This window comes from Candidatus Blochmannia vicinus, assembly GCF_023586525.1.
Taxonomy (GTDB): Bacteria; Pseudomonadota; Gammaproteobacteria; order Enterobacterales; family Enterobacteriaceae; genus Blochmanniella; species Blochmanniella vicinus.
Window position 1 is genome coordinate 170636 of sequence record NZ_CP097763.1, and the last position, 22072, is coordinate 192707.

General features: G+C 31.4%; 16 protein-coding genes. 4 read left to right on the top strand and 12 right to left on the bottom strand.

The window, feature by feature from the left end; all coding sequences use genetic code 11:
- Window positions 1-235: 235 nt before the first annotated feature.
- On the bottom strand, window positions 236-2791 hold the full coding sequence (gene gyrA / locus M9408_RS00735) for a DNA gyrase subunit A (RefSeq protein WP_250248730.1): 2556 nt from the start codon (window positions 2789-2791) through the stop codon (window positions 236-238).
- 247 nt (window positions 2792-3038) lie between these two features.
- Here gyrA and ubiG point away from each other — a divergent pair, with 247 nt between their 5' ends.
- The 4 genes from ubiG (at window position 3039) to yfaE (ending at window position 7976) form a co-directional block, all read left to right on the top strand.
- Complete coding sequence (ubiG, locus tag M9408_RS00740) at window positions 3039-3773, top strand: bifunctional 2-polyprenyl-6-hydroxyphenol methylase/3-demethylubiquinol 3-O-methyltransferase UbiG (protein ID WP_250257296.1); 735 nt, start codon at window positions 3039-3041, stop codon at window positions 3771-3773.
- Window positions 3774-4230: 457 nt separating this feature from the next.
- Window positions 4231-6513, top strand: a complete 2283-nt coding sequence (gene nrdA, locus M9408_RS00745) for a class 1a ribonucleoside-diphosphate reductase subunit alpha (protein ID WP_250257297.1) — start codon at window positions 4231-4233, stop codon at window positions 6511-6513.
- Window positions 6514-6580: 67 nt separating this feature from the next.
- On the top strand, window positions 6581-7711 hold the full coding sequence (gene nrdB / locus M9408_RS00750; protein ID WP_250257298.1) for a class Ia ribonucleoside-diphosphate reductase subunit beta: 1131 nt from the start codon (window positions 6581-6583) through the stop codon (window positions 7709-7711).
- 31 nt (window positions 7712-7742) lie between these two features.
- The gene (gene yfaE, locus M9408_RS00755; RefSeq protein ID WP_250257299.1) at window positions 7743-7976 is read left to right on the top strand and encodes a class I ribonucleotide reductase maintenance protein YfaE; all 234 of its coding nucleotides are present in this window, start codon (window positions 7743-7745) and stop codon (window positions 7974-7976) included.
- Between the two features lie 100 nt (window positions 7977-8076).
- Here the strand turns inward: yfaE and nuoN are convergent, their stop codons facing one another.
- From nuoN to nuoC, 11 genes are all read right to left on the bottom strand, one after another.
- Window positions 8077-9567, bottom strand: a complete 1491-nt coding sequence (gene nuoN, locus M9408_RS00760) for an NADH-quinone oxidoreductase subunit NuoN (protein ID WP_250257300.1) — start codon at window positions 9565-9567, stop codon at window positions 8077-8079.
- Between the two features lie 22 nt (window positions 9568-9589).
- Window positions 9590-11143: an NADH-quinone oxidoreductase subunit M gene (nuoM, locus tag M9408_RS00765; protein WP_250257301.1), complete on the bottom strand. Its 1554-nt coding sequence runs from the start codon at window positions 11141-11143 to the stop codon at window positions 9590-9592.
- 82 nt (window positions 11144-11225) lie between these two features.
- On the bottom strand, window positions 11226-13115 hold the full coding sequence (gene nuoL / locus M9408_RS00770) for an NADH-quinone oxidoreductase subunit L (protein WP_250257302.1): 1890 nt from the start codon (window positions 13113-13115) through the stop codon (window positions 11226-11228).
- On the bottom strand, window positions 13112-13414 hold the full coding sequence (nuoK, locus tag M9408_RS00775; RefSeq protein WP_250257303.1) for an NADH-quinone oxidoreductase subunit NuoK: 303 nt from the start codon (window positions 13412-13414) through the stop codon (window positions 13112-13114). Before nuoK ends, nuoL begins: the two co-directional genes overlap by 4 nt.
- 5 nt (window positions 13415-13419) lie before the next feature.
- Complete coding sequence (nuoJ, locus tag M9408_RS00780; RefSeq protein WP_250257304.1) at window positions 13420-13962, bottom strand: NADH-quinone oxidoreductase subunit J; 543 nt, start codon at window positions 13960-13962, stop codon at window positions 13420-13422.
- 38 nt (window positions 13963-14000) lie between these two features.
- On the bottom strand, window positions 14001-14543 hold the full coding sequence (gene nuoI, locus M9408_RS00785) for an NADH-quinone oxidoreductase subunit NuoI (protein ID WP_250257305.1): 543 nt from the start codon (window positions 14541-14543) through the stop codon (window positions 14001-14003).
- A gap of 23 nt (window positions 14544-14566) precedes the next feature.
- Window positions 14567-15541 carry an NADH-quinone oxidoreductase subunit NuoH gene (nuoH, locus tag M9408_RS00790; RefSeq protein WP_250235828.1) on the bottom strand — a complete coding sequence of 325 codons (975 nt, stop codon included), beginning with the start codon at window positions 15539-15541 and terminating at the stop codon, window positions 14567-14569.
- Window positions 15538-18297, bottom strand: coding sequence for an NADH-quinone oxidoreductase subunit NuoG (nuoG, locus tag M9408_RS00795; protein WP_250257306.1), 2760 nt, complete (start codon window positions 18295-18297; stop codon window positions 15538-15540). Before nuoG ends, nuoH begins: the two co-directional genes overlap by 4 nt.
- Window positions 18298-18413: 116 nt before the next feature.
- Entirely contained in the window at window positions 18414-19745 is a 1332-nt protein-coding gene (gene nuoF, locus M9408_RS00800; RefSeq protein WP_250257307.1) for an NADH-quinone oxidoreductase subunit NuoF, read from the bottom strand.
- Window positions 19742-20266, bottom strand: coding sequence for an NADH-quinone oxidoreductase subunit NuoE (gene nuoE, locus M9408_RS00805; RefSeq protein ID WP_250257308.1), 525 nt, complete (start codon window positions 20264-20266; stop codon window positions 19742-19744). Before nuoE ends, nuoF begins: the two co-directional genes overlap by 4 nt.
- A 13-nt stretch (window positions 20267-20279) precedes the next feature.
- Window positions 20280-22055 (bottom strand): NADH-quinone oxidoreductase subunit C/D, encoded by a 1776-nt coding sequence (gene nuoC / locus M9408_RS00810; protein ID WP_250257309.1) that lies wholly within the window; start codon window positions 22053-22055, stop codon window positions 20280-20282.
- Window positions 22056-22072: the final 17 nt, after the last annotated feature.

Below are 22072 nucleotides of genomic sequence, written 5' to 3' on the forward strand. Positions count from 1 at the left end.
CGCTCTCAATTAACTATTTTATCCATCATCATAGATTAATTACCTAAAAGCTTTAATTTTCGTAAATCATCACTATATATCACATATTAACAGTATATCTCAAACAACGTACAATTAAACAATACACGATATAGCATTAATTTTAAAGAAATAAAATATTTTAAAATTATTTAATACACTTTACTATCAAAAAGTTAATAACTAATATCAAAACCAAATTATATATAATACTAAATCAACAAACAAATCCATTTTCACTCTCTACAGATTCCACAACACGCTGTAATCCAACTACACGCTCATCATGAGCGATACGAATTAACATCACTCCTTGAGTATTGCGTCTAATAATATTGACTTCAGAAACACGAGTACGAACCAATCTACCTGAATCAGTGATCATCACTATTTGATCAACTTGATTTACTTGTACAGCACCAACTACATTACCATTTCGCTCCGTAACTTTAATAGAAATAACACCTTGAGTAGCACGTGACTTGATTGGATATTCTGATTGATTAGTACGTTTTCCAAAACCATTTTGAGTAACAGTAAGAATAGAACTCTTATCTTTCGGTATAATTAAAGATACTACGCGATCACCTTGTAATAAATGAATACCTTTTACCCCAATTGCCGATCGTCCCACGCTACGTACTTGTGTTTCTTTAAACCGAACAACTTTTCCATAAGCAGTAAATAACATTACTTCATTACTGCCATCAGTTATGTCAGCACCAATCAATTCATCACCATCATTAAGATTTAGCGCAATAATACCAACATTACGTGGTCGACTAAATTCAGTGAGTGATGTTTTTTTTACAACTCCACTACTAGTCGCCATAAAAACTTGATATCCTGTTGTGTAATTCTGAATAGGTAAAATAGCAGTAATTCGTTCATTTACATCCAACGGTAACAGATTAATAATCGGTTTACCTCGTGATCCACGACTAGCTTCTGGCAGTCGATAAACTTTCATCCAATATATACGGCCATAATTAGAAAATAACAAAATCGTATCATGAGTATTAGCTATTAATAATCGAGTAATAAAATCCTCTTCTTTAATTCGCGTTGCCAACTTTCCCTTCCCACCTCGTTTTTGTGCTTCATAATCTGTTAATGGTTGATATTTCACATAACCTTGATACGACAACGTCACTACTACATCCTTTTGATTAATCAAATTTTCAACATTGATATTTTCGATATTACTACTAATTTCAGTACGACGAGGATCATTATATTCCTCTTTTATAGTTAGTAATTCTTGTCGGATTACAGCCATAAGACATTTTGGATCCTTTAAAATAGAAATCAAATTTTTTATCTTTTCTAACAAACTACTGTACTCGTTTAATAATTTTTCATGTTCTAAAGTAGTAAGTTTATGTAATTTTAAATCTAAAATAGCTTGAGCCTGATCCTTAGTAAGATAATACTGATTGTTACGAATAACATTATTTGCTTCTGATCGATCGAATTCAGTAAAATTAATGAAATTCGTTTGCCTCATATCAAGAATATTACCCAGCTTCCAAGATAACGACATTAAAACAGAACTAGCTTCTGTAGAACTATCAGATTTACGAACAAGATCAACAATCGAATCAATATTAAATAATGCAATAGCCAATCCCTCTATAATATGAATACGATTACGAGCTTTTTTTAACTCAAACATAACACGACGTACTACTACTGAACGACGATGGCATACAAAAGCAGATAAAACATCTTTTAATGACATAGTCTTTGGTCGACCTTGATGTAAAGCTACCATATTAATGCCAAATGTAGTTTGTAATGGAGTCAAAGAATACAAATTATTCAAAATAATCTCACTAATCGCATCACGTTTAATTTCGATAACTATTCGCATACCATCTTGATCGGACTCATCACGCAAATTATATATTCCTTCAATGCGTTTTATTTTTGCTAGTTCAGCAATTTTTTCCAATAACCGAGCCTTATTAACTTGATAAGGAATTTCATATATTACAATAGATTCACGGCCACTTTTCACATCAGTTTCAATTTCTGCTCGAGCACGAATACAAATTTTACCCCGTCCGGTACTATATGCTTCCTGTAGACCACTGCAATCATTAATAATAGCAGCAGTAGGAAAATCTGGGCCTGGAATATATTGCATTAATCCTTCAGTAGTGATATCTTCATCGTCTATGAATGCTAAACATCCATTAATGACTTCAGAAAGATTGTGTGGAGGAATATTTGTGGCCATCCCTACCGCAATCCCAGCGGACCCGTTAACTAAAAGATTCGGAATTCTAGCGGGTAGTACTCCGGGAATCTTTTCAGTGCCATCATAATTAAAGTCATAATCAACAGTTTCCTTTTCTAGATCTAATAACAATTCATTTGCTATTTTAGACATACGTACTTCAGTATAACGCATAGCTGCTGCTGGATCTCCATCTACTGATCCAAAATTACCTTGTCCATCTACTAAAGCATAACGCATTAAAAAAGGTTGTGCCATACGTACAATTGTTTCATATACTGCCGCATCTCCATGAGGATGATATTTACCAATGACATCACCTACTACTCTAGCTGATTTTTTATAACCTCTATTCCAATAGTTACCTAGTACTTGCATAGCAAATAATACGCGCCGATGCACAGGCTTTAATCCATCTCGTACATCTGGTAATGCACGTCCAACAATTACCGACATAGCATAATCTAAATAAGAACGCGTTAATTCTTCTTCTACATCAATCTGTGTAATTTCTTTAGAAAAATTATTCATGCATTTATATCCTCTATTTATTCTTTAGTTATATGATACTAGAAATTAATTTACATCATTTATAATCTATAATATAAATCACTCAGCAATATAAAATTATTACATAAAAAATAAACGTATTTATTACTTTATATATATCATCTGATTTATAATCATATTTTAATAAACTAATAATTTTGTAAATCATTTATATTACTAATATTAAATATATAAAATTTAACATTTATTATTTTAGGAAAATCTTAACATGAAAAACATAGTTAACGATAAACTTACAATAGTTCAAAAAAATATAAATAAAACAAAAATTAATAAATTTAACGTATCTACATCTCAATGGTGGGGTCCTCACAATATATTTAAACCATTACATCATATTAATTTGACACGCTTTAATTATATTATCGAACACAGTAATGGACTGTTTGGAAAAAAAATATTAGACGTTGGATGCGGCGGAGGTATTTTATCGGAAAGTATGGCGCAAGCAGGAGCAAAAGTTATTGGACTAGACATAAATACTTCTGCTTTAGAAGCAGCAAAATTACATGCCTTAAACCAAGACTTAAATATTCACTATACTCAAGAACCCATAGAAAATCATGTTCTCAATCACACTGATTACTATGATGTAATAACCTGTATGGAAGTTTTAGAACATGTACCGGATCCTATATCAATTATTCATGCCTGCTCTACCATGATCAAAATAGATGGATCAGTGTTTTTTTCTACATTAAATCGTACTTTTAAATCATGGCTACTGGTTATAATAGGCGCTGAGTATTTATTCAGCCTTATCCCCAAAGGTACTCACAATTTTAATAAATTTATTACCCCGTCCGAGTTACTAGAATGGATTGACTCTACCACTTTAGAAGAACAAAACATCACTGGATTATATTATAATCCCTTTACAAATAAATGTACCTTAATCAACAACGTTGATGCGAACTATATTTTACACACTCAACGAAAATAAATACTCCTGTTTCTAAACAAAGATATTAATATAATTACTCTAATAAATAATAAATATTTTATACCATTAAAAGATAATTTAATATAACAAATACAATCTTCAAAAATATAATCTAAATTATATAATCATGTTGAAAATAAACAATATTTCTAATAATTCATTAAAACGCAATGCATTTGTTTCGATACGTTTAAAATTAAAAAATAATATAATATAATGTAATAGTGGGCTTTTGCGAGACAATTAATTACAATTATTTTTTAATACTTATATCAAATTAAAATAATACGAACATTCTTTACTTATATTGCTTGTAATTAATTATTATTATTTTTGCACATAAAAATTATAATGTCATCATTAATTCATTATTGTACTACAAATCTAAGCTAGAATTTATTCATAACGAATTACTGTGACTAATACTATTAGTATTTTAAAATAGGCATGTACTTATATGAATCAAACTCTACTAGTTACTAAACGAAATGGTCATCTCGAACCTATTAATCTCGACAAAATTCACCGAGTTATCAATTGGGCCGCCAAAGGCCTAAAAAAAGTTTCTGTTTCGCAAGTAGAATTACGTTCTCACATACAATTTTATAACGAAATAAAAACTTCTGATATTCAAGAAACCATCATAAAATCAGCAGCAGACTTAATTTCTAAAGAAGAACCAGACTACCAATATCTAGCAGCACGCTTAGCAGTATTTAATTTACGTAAAAAAGCTTATGGGCAATTTGAACCACCAACACTTTACAATCATGTATTACGATTAGTAAAAATAGGTAAATACGATAAACATTTACTAAACGATTATAATGCGGAAGAATTCGATCAAATGGATACATTTATTGATCATTGGAGAGACATGAATTTTTCATACGCTGCTATAAAACAATTAGAGGGAAAATACTTAGTACAAAATAGAGTAACTGGAGAAATCTATGAAAGTGCTCAGTTTTTATATATATTAACTGCAGCTTGTTTATTTTCTAAATATCCTCAGAAAACTCGCATGAGTTATATCAAACAATTTTACAATGCAATTTCAACTTTCAAAATTTCTTTAGCAACACCTATTATGTCTGGAGTACGTACACCTACACGTCAATTTAGCTCCTGTGTATTAATCGAATGTGATGACAGTCTCGATTCTATCAATGCAACATCTAGCGCTATTGTAAAATACGTTGCGCAGCGCGCTGGAATAGGTATTAATGCTGGACGCATTAGAGCATTAGGTAGTCCAATACGTAACGGAGAAGCATTTCACACTGGATGTATTCCATTTTATAAACATTTTCAAACAGCAGTAAAATCATGTTCTCAAGGAGGTGTACGTGGAGGAGCTGCTACATTATTTTATCCTATTTGGCATTTAGAAATAGAAAATTTACTTGTTTTAAAAAACAATCGTGGAATAGATTCTAATCGAATACGCCATTTAGACTATGGTGTACAAATCAATAAGTTAATGTATCAACGACTCATTCAAGGAAAATATATTACACTATTTAGTCCGTCCGATGTCCCCGGATTATATGAAGCTTTTTTTACTAATCAAAATGAATTTGAACGCTTGTATAATACATATGAACATAATCACAATATTAGACACCGAAGAATTAAAGCAATAGAACTGTTTTCTTTAATGATGCAAGAAAGAGCTTCTACTGGAAGAATTTATATTCAACATACAGATCATTGTAATACTCATAGCCCCTTTAATAGTGCTACTACACCAATTCGTCAATCTAATCTGTGCTTGGAAATAACATTACCAACAAAACCGTTAAATAATATTAATGACTATAATGGTGAAATTGCTTTATGTACATTATCTGCTTTCAATCTTGGTAACATTGAAAATCTTGACGACTTATCTGAATTATCTACTCTGATAGTACGCGCTCTCGATGCTTTGTTAGATTATCAAAACTATCCGATTCCTGCTGCACAGCGTAGTGCTATAAGAAGACGTTCTCTAGGAATTGGGGTAATTAATTATGCTTATTATCTAGCTAAACATGGAGTACGTTATTCAGACGGTAGTGCTAATAAACTAACACATCGTACTTTTGAAGCTATTCAATATTATTTATTAAAAGCTTCTAACAATTTAGCCAAAGAAAAAGGATCTTGTGAGTGGTTTAATGATACTTCATACGCTAAAGGTATACTGCCTATTGATACATATAAAAAGGACCTCAATTTTTTTATCAATGAACCATTACATTATAACTGGGAAGAGTTACGCGCTAAAATCAGACAATATGGATTACGAAATTCTACATTATCTGCGCTAATGCCATCAGAAACTTCGTCACAAATTTCCAATGCTACTAATGGAATAGAACCTCCTAGAGGTTACATTAGCATAAAAACTTCAAAAGACGGAGTTTTGCGACAAGTAGTACCTGAATCTATTAGGCTAGAATCTGCTTATGAATTATTATGGCAAATGCCAAATAATCGAGGATATCTGCAATTAATAGGAATTATGCAAAAATTTATCGACCAATCCATTTCAACTAATACTAACTACGATCCATCTCGTTTCCCGGGATCAAAAGTACCCATGAAACAACTACTTGCGGATCTATTATATGCATATAGACTTGGTATTAAAACATTATACTATCATAACACTCGTGATGGCGCTAAAGATACGCACAAATTAATATCACATAATCAATCCAATATATGTACTAGTGATGCTTGTGTAATTTAAAAATACAGTTACTATTATCTATAATCTAAATTATATATTTATGTTTCGTTTTAATATAGGAATAAAAATGACTTATACAACTTTCTCTCAAAAAAAAAATAATCAACTACTCGAACCAATGTTTTTGGGACAACCAGTGAATATTGCTCGATTTGACCAACAAAAACATTCTATTTTTGAAAAACTAATCGAAAAACAACTTTCTTTCTTTTGGCGCCCAGAAGAAATAGATATCTCCAAAGATCGAATAGATTTTCAATCATTACCAGAACACGAAAAACACATTTTTATTAGCAATTTAAAATATCAAACATTATTAGACTCTATTCAAGGACGTAGCCCCAATATAGCTCTATTACCATTAATTTCGATACCAGAACTAGAGACTTGGGTAGAAACTTGGTCATTTTTTGAAACTATCCACTCTCGTTCTTATACTCATATTATTCGTAATATTGTTAATCATCCGTCCTTAATATTCGATGATATTATTAGTAACAAAGAAATTTTAAAACGTGCTAAGGATATTGCAATATACTATGATAATTTAATTGAATTAACCAGTTATTATCATATTTTAGGAACTGGAATCCATCATATTAATAATAAAACTGTCACAGTAAACTTACATGAACTCAAAAAAAAACTATATTTATGTCTAATTAGCGTTAACGTTTTAGAAGCTATTCGCTTTTATGTAAGTTTCGCTTGCTCTTTTGCATTTGCTGAAAGAAAACTTATGGAAGGAAATGCAAAAATTATACGATTTATAGCCCGTGATGAGGCCTTACATTTAAACTCTACCCAACATATCCTTAATCTAATGCGTTATAGATTAGATGATCCAGAAATGGCTGACATCAGCGCGGAATGCCAAGAAGAAAGTTACGCACTGTTCTTAATGGCTGCAGAACAAGAAAAAAATTGGGCTAAATATTTATTCAAAGATGGTTCTATGATAGGTTTAAATGAAGATATACTTTGTCAATACATTGAATACGTTACCAACATGCGTATGCAAGCAATCGGACTGAACATGCCCTTTAATACTAAATCTAATCCAATACCCTGGATTAATTCTTGGCTATCATCGGACAATGTACAAGTAGCACCTCAAGAAGTAGAAGCTAGTTCTTATCTAGTAGGACAAATAGATGCCAATATTAAGGATGATGAATTTAATGATTTTCAACTGTAAAATATTTATTTTTTCAAAAAAATATCTAAATATGCAATTTTATCATAACAATAAAAATTATCGTTCTTTATTAGAAGCGCTGGAAATACACCGTATACCACTACTAAATTATCAATGCCGATCAGGTTATTGCGGAAGTTGCCGCGCCTTATTAATCAAAGGAAAAGTACAATATCATAAAGAACCTTTAGGTTATACTAGTTCCAATGAGATCCTGACCTGCTGTTGTGTCCCTATAGAACACATTATATTAAAATTGTTGTAACACATTTTTAGTCATGTTCTCATTAAAATGTATTCATTCAAAAATTCATTTGTTAAATTATTCATATTATGTGTTAAGATTTACAATCATCTTTTGTTGTTTAAAATAATCCGATTGCATCACCTAAATGCATTACATGGATTAAATAAATTATGGGTTGCGGATATAGCCCTAAAAACAATATAAAAAAAGATACAATAATTACTAATATTCCATTTGGAGTAATAATCCAACTAGACGCAGAACTAGAATTAATACCTACACAATTTCTAATAGGATTAAGGTATAAATTTATTATAATTCTTAAATAATAAATTATACTAATCACGCTGCTCATTGCTATAAAAATAGTAAGCCACCATAATTGACTGTTCATGCCCAACACAAATAAATAAAATTTACCAATAAAACCTAACGTCATTGGTATACCTGCTAAAGATAATATCATAATTGTAAATAATATCGATAAAATCGGTTGGCGCCAAAAAAGACCACGATATGTAAACAATACATCTGTATACGCATCAGCACAAAAAACTGATATGATAGAAATAACACCAAATACTCCTATATTAGCAAGCAAATAACTTATTAGATAAATACTAATGGCTTCTAAAGCCATGGAATTAGTTTGTAATGCTGCAATTACACCGATTAATGTATAACCTATATGTGCAATCGAAGAATAAGCTAAAACCCGCTTAAGATTATTTTGTTTAATGGCCATTAAATTTCCAAATAACGTTGAACAGCATGCTGTTCCTGATAAAAATATATAAAATATCTTATTATACTGATCAGGAAAAACCATAAACAATCGTATCAAAACTGATATAATAGCTATTTTACTACTAGTTGTTAGATATAGAGACACTGAAGATGGGGCCCCTTGATATACGTCAGGAGTCCATAAATGAAATGGAACTAATGATAATTTAAATCCAAATCCAATCATCACCATGCCCAATCCTATAATTAACAACAATATAGACTGATGCGACATAATGAGGTGTAATGCGCTAATAATACTAGTAAAAGATAAACAACCAGTTACAGCATATATTAGCGCTATACCAAACAATATAAACGATGAAGATATCCCGGATAATATAATATATTTAATACTTGCTTCTAAAGAAAATTTTTTAAAGAAAGAATAACCTATCAACCCAAACAACGGCAACGAAATTAATTCTATTCCTAAAAATAATATACCTAAATTATTTGTACTCGCTAATAGAATCCCGCCAATACTAGAAATAAGTAACAACAAATAAAATTCATCCCGGTTACTTGGATAGCTCAATAACCAATTATAAGCTAATATAGCGCTTGCTAAACTAGAAGCCAATACCAATATTATATATAATGTAGCGAAATTATCGATACATATTGATTGAAAAATATTTTGAATACCTTGATGCCGTACTATTCCAAGTGACCCCATCGCTGTACTCAATCCAAATATTGTCAATAAAGCATGTAAAAATAAATTACGCCGATACGCAATAGATAACAAAATAATGACTGTTGTCATTCCAATAATTAGTACAGGCAGTAATGAAATTATTTGTATCCAAGTTATTACCATTCAGAATTAATGCCCTATTATGTTACAATGTGATTATGTTTGAATAATTATATTCTTTTAACCAAACATCAATACTTTGCATAGTTATGCGCGAAGTATCCAAAATATATTGCGGGAAAAACCCAAGTAAAAAAATACACAATAATAATATTATAATGATAGACTTTTCTCGTAATGTCATATTCGTTAACAACTTACTTCTACTATCAATAGAAATTAATGTTGGACCATAATACATACGTTGTATCAAAATAAGAGAATAAATTGATGAAAATATTATCCCAAAACAAGCTAGTATTGTAATTATAGGAGCTGCTTTAAAATTACCAAATAAAATAGCTACTTCTCCGATAAAATTTCCAGTTCCTGGTAATCCTAATGTTGCTACCGAAAAACATAAAGAAAATGCAGGAATTAAATACGAACGACTCCATAGCCCTCCCATTAAACGCATATCTCTAGTATTTATTCGTTCATATAACTGACCAAAAAGTATAAACATTCCAGCAGCCGACAAACTATGAGAAATCATTTGTACAACAGCTCCTTGATATGATAAAGGAACACCACTATAAATCGCAATTAATACAAATCCCATGTGAGATATACTAGCGTATGCAATTAAACGCTTAACATCAGTTTGTGCAAATGCCATAAAAGCTCCATAAAAAATATTTAATAAGCCTAAACACATAGCAATCGAAGCAAAAGATTTAGAAGCACAAGGAAATAACGGCAAAATAAATCGGAAAAATCCATAAGCTGCTGTTTTTAATAAAATTCCTGCCAAATCTACTGACCCAGCAGTAGGAGCTTGACTATGAACATCTGGTAACCATGCATGAAACGGAACGATTGGCATTTTTACTGCAAAAGCAAAAAAAAATCCTAACATAATCAAGTATTCCATGTTCGATGATAACATCGTATTCAATAAATCTTGATAACTAAAAGACCACACTCCATTTATATTATAATTTATAGAAACAAGAGTAATAATAGAAATCAACATTAATAACCCACTAAATTGAGTATAAACAAAAAATTTAGTAGCAGTATTAATCCGATCACTTCTGTTTACTTCTTTATGTCCCCATAAAGATATTAAAAAATACATTGGAACAAGCATTATTTCCCAGAAAAAAAAGAATAAAAACATATCAATTGACAAAAAAACACCGATAACTCCACTTAAAATCCATAATAAATTGAGATAAAAAAGACCTTGATAACGATTAATTTCACACCAAGAACACAACACTGCCATACATCCTAAAAATCCGGATAATGTCACCATTAACAAAGAAAATCCATCTAACGCTAAATGAAAATTAATCCCGAATCTTGGAATCCAAGGATATATATATTCTAATTCCCATTGAGGAAATACATACCCTGTTGAATATACATTCAATACATTATTAAACTTATTTTTCCATATAAACAAAGTAATAAAAAATGTTGTACCTATTCCAGATAAAGCAACCCAACGAGGCATCCAATACCCAATACGTTCTGATTGCCAACATAACAATCCAAAAGAAAAAGGGATAAATATTAAGATAAGTAATAACATACTATTTTATTTTTCTCGCTGAAACACACATTCTAACATTTATTTTGTATTCATATACATCCAAATAGTATATTGGACTAACTTACATATGATTATAAGTTAAAATCATAATAAGTATAATCACTGCTCCTATATTCATTGACACTATATACCAATTTAGTTTTCCATTTTCACTTAATATCAAACCACTCTTAAGCCAACATAATAATGATGTGAAAATATTTATGATTATATTAATTGGATCAGAATAGGATAATTTTTTTGTTATAAACAAATATGGTTTTACAAATAGTAATTTATACAACCAATCAAACCCCCATCCATAGTAACATAACAATATTATATATCGCTCTACTATTTCAGGTAAACGAGGTCTAATAATCTGTCTTTCAATGCTATTTAAAGAATCCAGCCAAAAAATAGAAGCAAACCAAATACCAAAAATCACTAAAAACCCAGACGCTATTTCAAAATATACTTGGCTATAATTACATATCATATTGGTATCAGTACCAACGATATCTACTGATAAAGGTAATTTTATCCATCCCCCAATGAACGTAGATAATAACAACAACACAACTAGAGGAAAATTTTGAGTAAATTTATTACATATGCGTGGCTCTATTTTATTAGAACCATGAAACACAATAAAAATCATACGAAACGTATAGATAGGTGTCAAAAATATTCCTATTAATCCTGAAAACAGGAAAAAATAATCATGATTAATCAAGGTTTTTAACATAATTAATTCTTTCGAATAAAATCCAGCAGTAATTATAGGAACTCCAGATAAAGACGCGCCGCCTATTAAAAAACATACATAAATGAAAGGTATAGATTTATATAACCCTCCCATTTTAAAAATATTTTGTTCATATCTGCAAGCATAAATTAATGATCCTGCCGCTAAAAATAACAATGCTTTAAAAAAAGCATGCGTTACTACATGAAACATAGCAGCTCCCCAATGACGTCCTCCTAAAGCTAAAAACATGTATCCTATTTGACTAATAGTAGAATATGCTAAAATTTTTTTAATATTGCTTTGTAATAACGCGGAACAACCAAATAACACTATAGTCAATGAACCGATAACACCAGTCAAATATAAAATATTTGGAGTCATTAAAAAAAAATTATTCATACGAATTACTAAATATACACCAGAAGTAACCATAGTAGCTGCATGGATTAATGCCGACACCGGAGTTGGTCCAACCATAGCGCTTGTTAACCAAGTTTGTAAAGGTAACTGAGCTGATTTTCCTATTGCTCCGATGAGTAACATAAAAGATATCCATGTAGTATCACTAAAAAAATGATATGATGAAGAATATTTGAGTTCTAATGCTAATAGTCTACTAACACTTAAAGTTTGATATTGATCAAAAATCATAAATAGTGCGAATATCAAACATATATCTCCAAAGCGTGTTATAATAATCGTTTTTAGCGCTGCCATTCCGTTCCTAAAATCAAAATAATAAAACCCAACTAATAAATAACTACACAAACCTACGCCTTCCCATCCAAAATACATCAACAATAAATTATCTGATAATACTAAAAGAATCATATTCGCCATAAATAAATTAGTATAAGCAAAAAAACGAGAATAACCTTCACATCCACTCATATACCAAGCAGCATATAAATGAATAATAAATCCAACTCCAGTTATTAATGATAACATTATTAAGGATAATCCATCTAACCTAAGTGCTACAGCAATACATAAATCGTTAATAGAAAACCATGTCCACAGATCCTGTACAAACACAAAAGTCATGTCATTACCAACATTACAATAAAGATTAAATATTATACATATAGTAGTCAATAGAGATAAACTTACCGTACCTACTCCTATTATAGCAGAAATATTTTCAGACCATCTTCCTTGAGAAATAGCTAATATAGTAAATCCTAAAAACGGAAACAATATAGTTAAAAAAAGTAGATTCATCCACGCATCCCACTAATTTTATCAATCTGCAATGTGTGATAACGACGATATAGTTGAAGTAGCAAAGCTAAAGAAATTGCAGCTTCAGATGCAGCTAAAGTAATTACTAATATATATATAACTTGACCATCTGATTGCCCTAAATATGATCCTACAACTACAAAAGCTGAAGCAGCTGCATTCATCATAATTTCTAGCCCTAATAATATAAATAACATATTACGTCTTATTATTAGACCCACTAATCCTAATACGAATAAAATTATAGATAAACTAAGACCGTGCGATAAAGGAATCATATTCTCTATTCTTTCGACTGATCAGAAACAATATAATTATCAGATAATTTATGATCTCGTGATAAATGAAACACAGAGATTAATGCGCTTAATAATAAAAATGATGCCAACTCTACCATCAATAGATATGACCCAAATAACGAAATTCCAATTTGTTTGGAGTCTATCATTGGTCTATTTATATTGATGAAACAATCTTTCAACCCAAAAGAAACATACAATAAAATAATAAGCAAAATACTTGTCAATAGCATAGCGCCACAGCTTAATATAGGACTTAAAAATCTACTTTTTTTTTGTGCTCTAAATGTGATAGTTCTTGCATTAAGCATCATTATTACAAATACAAATAAAATCATGATAGCTCCGGCATAAATAATAACTTCTACAGCGCCGGCAAAAGGAGCTCCTAAAGAAAAAAAATTGCACGATAAAGATATAAATGAAACTATTAAATATAGCAAAGCATGTACTGGGTGATAATGCACAATTACGCACACTGTAGATATTATTGCTATAACACCAGAAACATAAAATAAAGCTGTCATAATACATCCCTCTTAATTACCCCTTCTTAACTTCAAGATTAAGGCAATATATTTTTAACGCTTATAGGCTGCATTTCTTTTTTTGCATCTCCCTTTTTTTTATCCAATATTTCTTTACCAGAAAATCGATAAAAATCATATTCTGAGTATTTACCAGGACCTGATATTAATAAATCAGATTTTTCGTACACTAAATCACGCCTTTTAAAATCACTCATTTCAAAGTCTGAAGTTAACTGAATAGCTGCAGTTGGACACGCCTCTTCGCACATACCACAAAAAATACACCTAGAAAAATTAATCCTAAAAAACTCTGGATACCATCGTCCATCCACAGATTCTCCTTTTTTTAAAGAAATACATCCTACTGGACAAGCTACAGCGCATAAATTACAAGCTACACACCGTTCTTGACCTGAAGAATTTCGAGTTAATACAATACGACCACGATATCTATGTGATGGAATATACGGAACATCAGGATACAGCTGAGTTTCACGTTTACTGAATGCCCGCATTCCTATCATCCAGACACTACGCAATATAGAACTGATATCTGTAAAAATCTTGCTCAACTTCATTATATTTAACCCATATAAATAATCTATAATAAAATAATAACAGCAGTACTTAATAAATTAAACAACGTAACAGGTAAAAGAAACTTCCAACCTATTAACATCACTTGATCATAGCGTGGACGAGGTAATGCCGCGCGAATTAATACAAATATAATCAAAAATAAAAAAGTTTTACCGACAAACCAGATAATAGGAGGAAACCAAGGTCCTTTCCAACCCCCAAAAAATAGCGTTACAATAAACGATGAAATTACAATCATGTTGATGTATTCAGAAATAAAAAACATACTAAATTTAATGCCAGAATACTCAATATGATAACCAGCAGCTAACTCTTGCTCTGATTCTGGTTGATCAAATGGATGCCTATGACACAAAGCTATTCCTGCTAAAAAGAAAGTAACAAATCCTAAAAATTGAGGAATTATATTCCATAAATATACTTGATCCTCAACTATATTTTTTAAATTAAATGATCCAGATTTAGCAACTACACCCATGACAGATAATCCTAAAAATACCTCATAACTAAGAGTTTGTGCTGCAGCACGCACAGATCCAATTAAAGAATACTTATTATTACTCGCCCAACCTGCAAGTAATACCGAATAAACCATTAATCCTGACATCATAAGAAAAAATAATACGCCAATATTACAATCTAATATTACCCATGTAGGAGTAAATGGGATAATTAATGCACTCATTAGTGAGAAAATGAAAGCTATTACTGGAGCTAAAATAAATATAACACGATCAGAAAATGGAGGGACCCAATCTTCTTTAAACATAATTTTAATTAAATCAGCCCATAACTGCAATAATCCATTCCAACCTACTCGATTAGGACCATAGCGATTTTGAAATAATGCTAACAGTCTGCGCTCTAAAAAACTCATATACGCGCCACAAGCAACTATCGCTAACAAAATAATTATGGCACGAAGAATAGCAGAACACCAATGTAGTGTAATAATTTCTGACGAACAACAAATCATGATAATACTCCTTGAACATCGTGCGCGTACATACCAGATAAAAATACAGGAATACCTGGAAAACCTAAAGGTAATCCAATATGTCCTTTAGGCAAATTAATGCTAAATTTTATTGGTAAACATAAAATTTGTTCAGCACACGTAAATTTAAGCAACATATTTTTTTTTATGTTCAATTGCAACGCATCTAATTGATTAATCATGACATAAGGATTAGGCATATAATCTTGAATACATTTAGCTCGTTGAGAAGTTTCTTCGCTTCCAAATAAATGCCAATAAGGTACTATTAACCATCGATCAAAATTTTTCATGATTTTAAAAGATTTAGGAATCATGTCAAACCAACTTAATATCGAACTATTATTAGTATGTAGTACACGTACTCCTGGATCTCCAGAATATAAATGACCACCTACCTTATCTTGAAATTTATTCCAAGCTTGTGGAGAATTCCATCCTGGAGCCCATGCAAATGCCACTTGTTTATGAATAGATCGAACATTATGACTGCCTTCCATAGAAAAAGAAAACATCGTATCATCATCTTTTTCTATACAGGGTTCATGTACATCAACATTAGTATGTATAGCTGTACGTCCACTATAACGATGTGGAGCTCGAGCTAACTTTTGCCCATGAATACGAAAAGTTGCATCTGGAGATGTTTGTTTAATTCCGATTAATTTTGGAAAACAATAAACAACCGCATCTATAACCTGATCAATATTCAGGTCCTTTTTCCTAGTATAGTCAATATAACAATCACGTATTGAATATAACCATCTCCAACTTTCTAAAACAACTACATTTCTCTCATACACCTGTTTCTTATATAAACTAAAAAATCTCTGTGCTCGTCCCTCATAATTAATCACGGTTCCATCGCTTTCAGCGAAGCTAGAAACCGACAAAACTAAATTTGCTTTTTCTTGAATCAAATTATATTGATGATCCAATACAATTAAATAATTAATTTTATTTAAAGCAGCATTGACTTGAGTTGCCTTTGCATGACGATATAAATCGTTTTCTAATACAATTAAACCAATAGATGAAGTATCACCGCTACAAATATCGATAAGAGCTGAATCCAAATCTTTTTTACCTAACATTACCAAACCCATACTATTCACTTCGCTCACAATAAAAGTAATGCCAACATCACTTCCACGATTTTTTAAAGCACGAGCGACATTTGCTGCAGAAGCAATTAATTCTTTACTACCTGCATTACTTCCTGAGATAATTAATGGTTTACGTGCTTCCATTAATTTTTGTACAGCTATATCTAATTTATCATTCAGTTTAGAGTCAAAATCTTTAACTGAAGGAGCAGTATTATCTAATGCGTGAGCAATAGCAAAACCGAAACGTGCTTGATTTTGTACTGAATCATAATATGTTAATATAGCAATATCATCTAATTTTGTTTTATCAACACTAGTAATTAATATAGGGTTTCTAACATTTTGAGAATTATTTATAATGGCTGCAGATTGCCAATCAAAAATTCCCTGAGCTTCCGCTTCTTTACGAGATTTTTCTTTAGAAGCTTGACGTACTGACAACGCTAGGCGTGCTCCAGTTTGAGTTAAATCCTCCCCCAATATTAATATCGTATCGTAACTTTCTATTTCGCGTAATGACGGAACATAAATTCCACTATTACACAATATTTCAGCTATTAATAATAATCGTTCTTGTTCGCAACTATTAATACCAGTATAAAAATTATCTGCTCCTACTAATTTTAATAAAGCAAAATTACTTTCCACACTAGCACGAGAAGATCCAATACCAATGATTTTATTACAATTATTTTTCAGTGTACTAGCAGCTTCTTGTATCGCTTGTTCTTTACTAAGCACAACCCAATCATCACCTTTCTTATGTAATGGGTTCTTAGGTCTATTATCAATATTGACATAATCGCAACCAAATCGACCACGATCACACAAAAAATAAGTATTAATGTTACCATTATAACGATTTTCAACACGACATAATTTTCCGTAACGTTCCCCTACAATAATATTGCATCCAATACTGCATTGTTGACAAATGCTAGGAGAAAAAATCATGTCCCACTTACGAGTATAATATTTTAATTGTGTTTTATCAGTAAACACCCCAGTAGGACACACTTCTACTAAATTACCAGAAAACTCACTTTGTAATGCGCCATCCTCAGTTCGTCCAAAATAAATATTATCATGTGCTCCAAATACACCTAAATCATCCCCGCCAGCATAATCTCTATAATAACGTACACAACGATAACAACTAATACATCTATTCATTTCATGAGAAATAAATGGCCCTAAGTATTGATTATAATGTGTTCGCTTAGTAAATCTATAACGACGGTATGTTTGCCCCACCATTACTGTCATATCTTGAAGATGACAATTCCCTCCCTCTTCACATATAGGACAATCATGAGGATGATTAATCATTAATAACTCTAATATATTCTTTCTAAATTCTTCTACTTCATCATCAAAAATAGTGATCACACTGCCATCTGATGCCGGTGTCATACAAGCCATCACTAAATAACCTTCCATATCATTTATCTTATTATTATTACGGTATGTTTTAACCGCACATTGTCTACAAGCTCCAATACTACCTAAGGCAGGATGCCAACAAAAATAAGGAATGTCGAATCCAAGAGATAAACATATTTCTAGTATATTTTTTGAATCTTCCACTATATATTTTTTACCTTCTATGTAAATAGAAACCATCATTTTTAATATACCAATTTTATTTTTTATTTAGCATCTCAAAAGTTAAATCAATTAATATACCCGTTTATTTTAATTAAGTTGATTACGTACAATTAATTTATATATTTAACTAAAAACTAATGTATTTGCACACAACGAATATAATTCGTTTCCTGTTGATAAAATTTATAAATACCCGATTCAAATTCATTCCTAAAATATCTTAAAGCACTTTTCAAAGGTTCTATAGCACCTGGAGCATGCGCACAAAAAGTTCTTCCAGGCCCAAGTGTACGACACAATTTATCTAATAATTCTATATCCCCAGGCCTACCATCTTTATTTTCTAAAGAAATTAATAACTTTACTATCCATGGTAACCCATCTCTACATGGAGTACACCAACCACAAGATTCCCGTGAAAAAAATTCTTCTAAATTACGTACTAAAGAAACCATATTTACAGTATTGTCTATCGCTATCGCCATACCAGTTCCAAATCGACTACCAGAAGCTGCAATATTTTCAAAATCCATGGGTACATCTAAATGATCTTGAGTTAAAAAATCTGTACTTGCTCCCCCAGGTTGCCATGCCTTTAAAGTAAATCCAGTGCACATACCTTGAGCATAATCTTCTAAAATTTCTCTAGCAGTTGTTCCAAAAGGCAACTCCCATACTCCTGGATTTTTTACTTTCCCGGAAAATCCCATTAATTTAGTACCTGAATCATTACTTTTTTTAGCAGAAATATTCTTGTACCAAGTCACTCCATGCTCTATAATTCCTGGAATATTACATAATGTTTCAACATTATTAACACAGGTAGGTTTTCCCCATAATCCTACATGACTAGGGAATGGTGGTTTAAACCGCGGTACTGCCCGACGGCCTTCTAAAGCATTAATCAATGCCGTTTCTTCCCCACAAATATATCTTCCCGCTCCTGTATGTAAGAATAACTCAAAATCAAACTCACTATTAAAAATGTTTTTACCAATCAAACCGATTGATTTAATCTCACTAATAGCACGATTTAAATACTCAGCTACAAGCATATATTCATATCTCAAAAAAATATATGCTCGTGATACTCCTAAAGCATAACTTGCAATTAACATACCTTCTAATAATAAATGAGGTAATCGTTCCATTAAAAATCTATCTTTGTAAGTCCCTGGTTCCATTTCATCTGCATTACATACTAGATAACGAGAACAACTGAGTTTATTTTTCCACATCATAGACCATTTTATTCCAGTAAAAAACCCGCCACCACCACGACCTCTTAAACCAGAATTGCTAACTAACTCAACAATCTCTTTTGGAGACATGCAAGTAATGGCTTTATGTGCAGCCTTATACCCATTTTTATCTTGATATTCACGTAGCCATACTGGCTTTTTATCACGACGCATCCTCCACATAAGTGGATTATTTTCTACATTAAGATTATAAATATTACTCATAGATACTGCCCCAATAATTTTGTAATTATTTCTGGAACCACATCAAGATAAATATCTTTGTTTATCATGATTACCGGGGCTTTATGACAAACACCTAAACAACAAGTAGGCAATAATGTAAAACGATTATCTGAAGTGGTCCCGCCTACCTTAATGTTTAACACATATGTTAATTTTTTTTTAATATTTTCATATCCAACTAAATAACATACTACACTGTCACAATACCTAATAATATTACGACCTACCGGTTGACGAAAAATTTGATTATAAAATGTAGCTACTCCTTCTACATCAGCAACAGAAATACTTAACATTTTAGCAATCAATATAATTGCTTCATCTGGTACCCAGCCACGATTTTTTTGAATAATTTTTAACGCTTCAATAGAAGCAGCGCGCATATCTTCATAGTGCGTACACTCTTCTTGAATGGCGCTATTTTCTGATTGACTCAATTTAAACCCACACTCACCATTATTTAAACTAACAGATACATCATTAATTTTATTTATAACCATACTGCCTCATTCATTAACGGTCCACATCAGACATAACAAAATCAATACTGCCTAAATATACAATTAAATCAGATACTAAATGACCACGAATAACATATGGAATTTGTTGTAAATGAGGAAAACTAGGAGTACGAATTCGCGTGCGATAACTCATAGTATTTCCGTCACTAATTAAATAATAACTATTAATACCTTTGGTAGCTTCCACCATCTGAAAAGATTCATTCGCCGGTATAACAGGACCCCAAGACATTTGAAGAAAATGAGTAATAAGCGTCTCTATGTGCTGTAAGGAATATTCCTTCATCGGTGGAGTAGTTAAAGGGTGGTCTGCTTTAAACGACCCCATTGGCATATTTTGTAAGCACTGCTCCAAAATTCGTACACTTTGATATATTTCTTCTACTTTTAACATCACTCTACTATAAGAATCACTAATGCCGTTCCCTATTGGTATGTCGAAATCAAAATTTTCATAACCAGAATAAGGACGCGCTTTACGTATATCAAAGTCAATACCAGTAGCACGCAAACCTGCACCAGTTACTCCCCAATCTAATGCCTCCTTAGCATTATATGCCCCAATACCACAAGCCCTTTTTTTCAATATACTATTTTCTAATGCTGACTTAACATAAAAAGAAACACGATTCGGTATCCAATCAAGACATTTTTTCAATAAAGAATCCCAACCTTTAGGCAAATCGTGAGCGACCCCACCAATTCGAAACCATGCTGGATGCATGCGAGATCCAGTAATTAATTCAACTACATCATAAATTTTTTGCCTATCAGTAAATGCTAAAAAAACTGGAGTCATAACTCCCACATCTTGCAAATAAGTGCTGATATACAATAAATGACTATTGATTCTAAATAATTCAGATAACATAACCCGAATTACTTTTACTCTATCTGATACTGTAATTTTAGCAAGTTTTTCAACGGCTAAAATATAAGGCATTTCATTTATACATCCTCCCAAATACTCAATACGATCAGTATAAGGAATATAACTATGCCAAGTTTGTCGTTCTCCCATTTTCTCAGCGCCACGATGATGATAACCAATATCCGGAACACAATCTACAATTTCTTCTCCATCTAATTGTAAAATAATACGAAATACTCCATGTACTGAAGGATGATTAGGTCCTAAATTAAGAAACATAAAATTTTCATGTTTTGTATGTTTCTGCATACCCCATTCTTCTGGTTTAAACAATAATTCTTCCATTGCTAAACTTTCTTTTTGTTTTGTAAGAGTAAAATAATTAAATTCCGTAGCTCGGGCTGGATATTCTTTTCGCAACGGATATCCGTTCCAATTCTTTGGCATAATTATACGCCTCAAATTAGGATGGTTATTAAAATGTATTCCAAACATCTCCCAAGTTTCTCGTTCATACCAATTTGCATTTATAAACAAAGAAACTATTGTTGGCAAATATAAAGACTGTTCTAACAAAGGAACTTTTATAAGTATGTCATCGTTACGTAATATGGAAACTAAATGATAAAACACCGTAAAATCTGATTTTGGTAACCCCTCTCTATGTATACGTAGCCTTTCATCTATACCATGCAAATCATATAACATAATATATGGTTTTGATGTTGTTTTCAAAAATGTCAATACTGGAATCAAGATCTCACGTTTTATCCAAATTATTAAAGTGCCAGTATAAGAAGATTGTAATACGAAAGCATTAGAACTAAATACAGAAAATAAATCAGCCAATATTGAAGTATCATTTGTACCAAACTTACTTGTAAGGTTATTATACATAATATCATCAACTAATG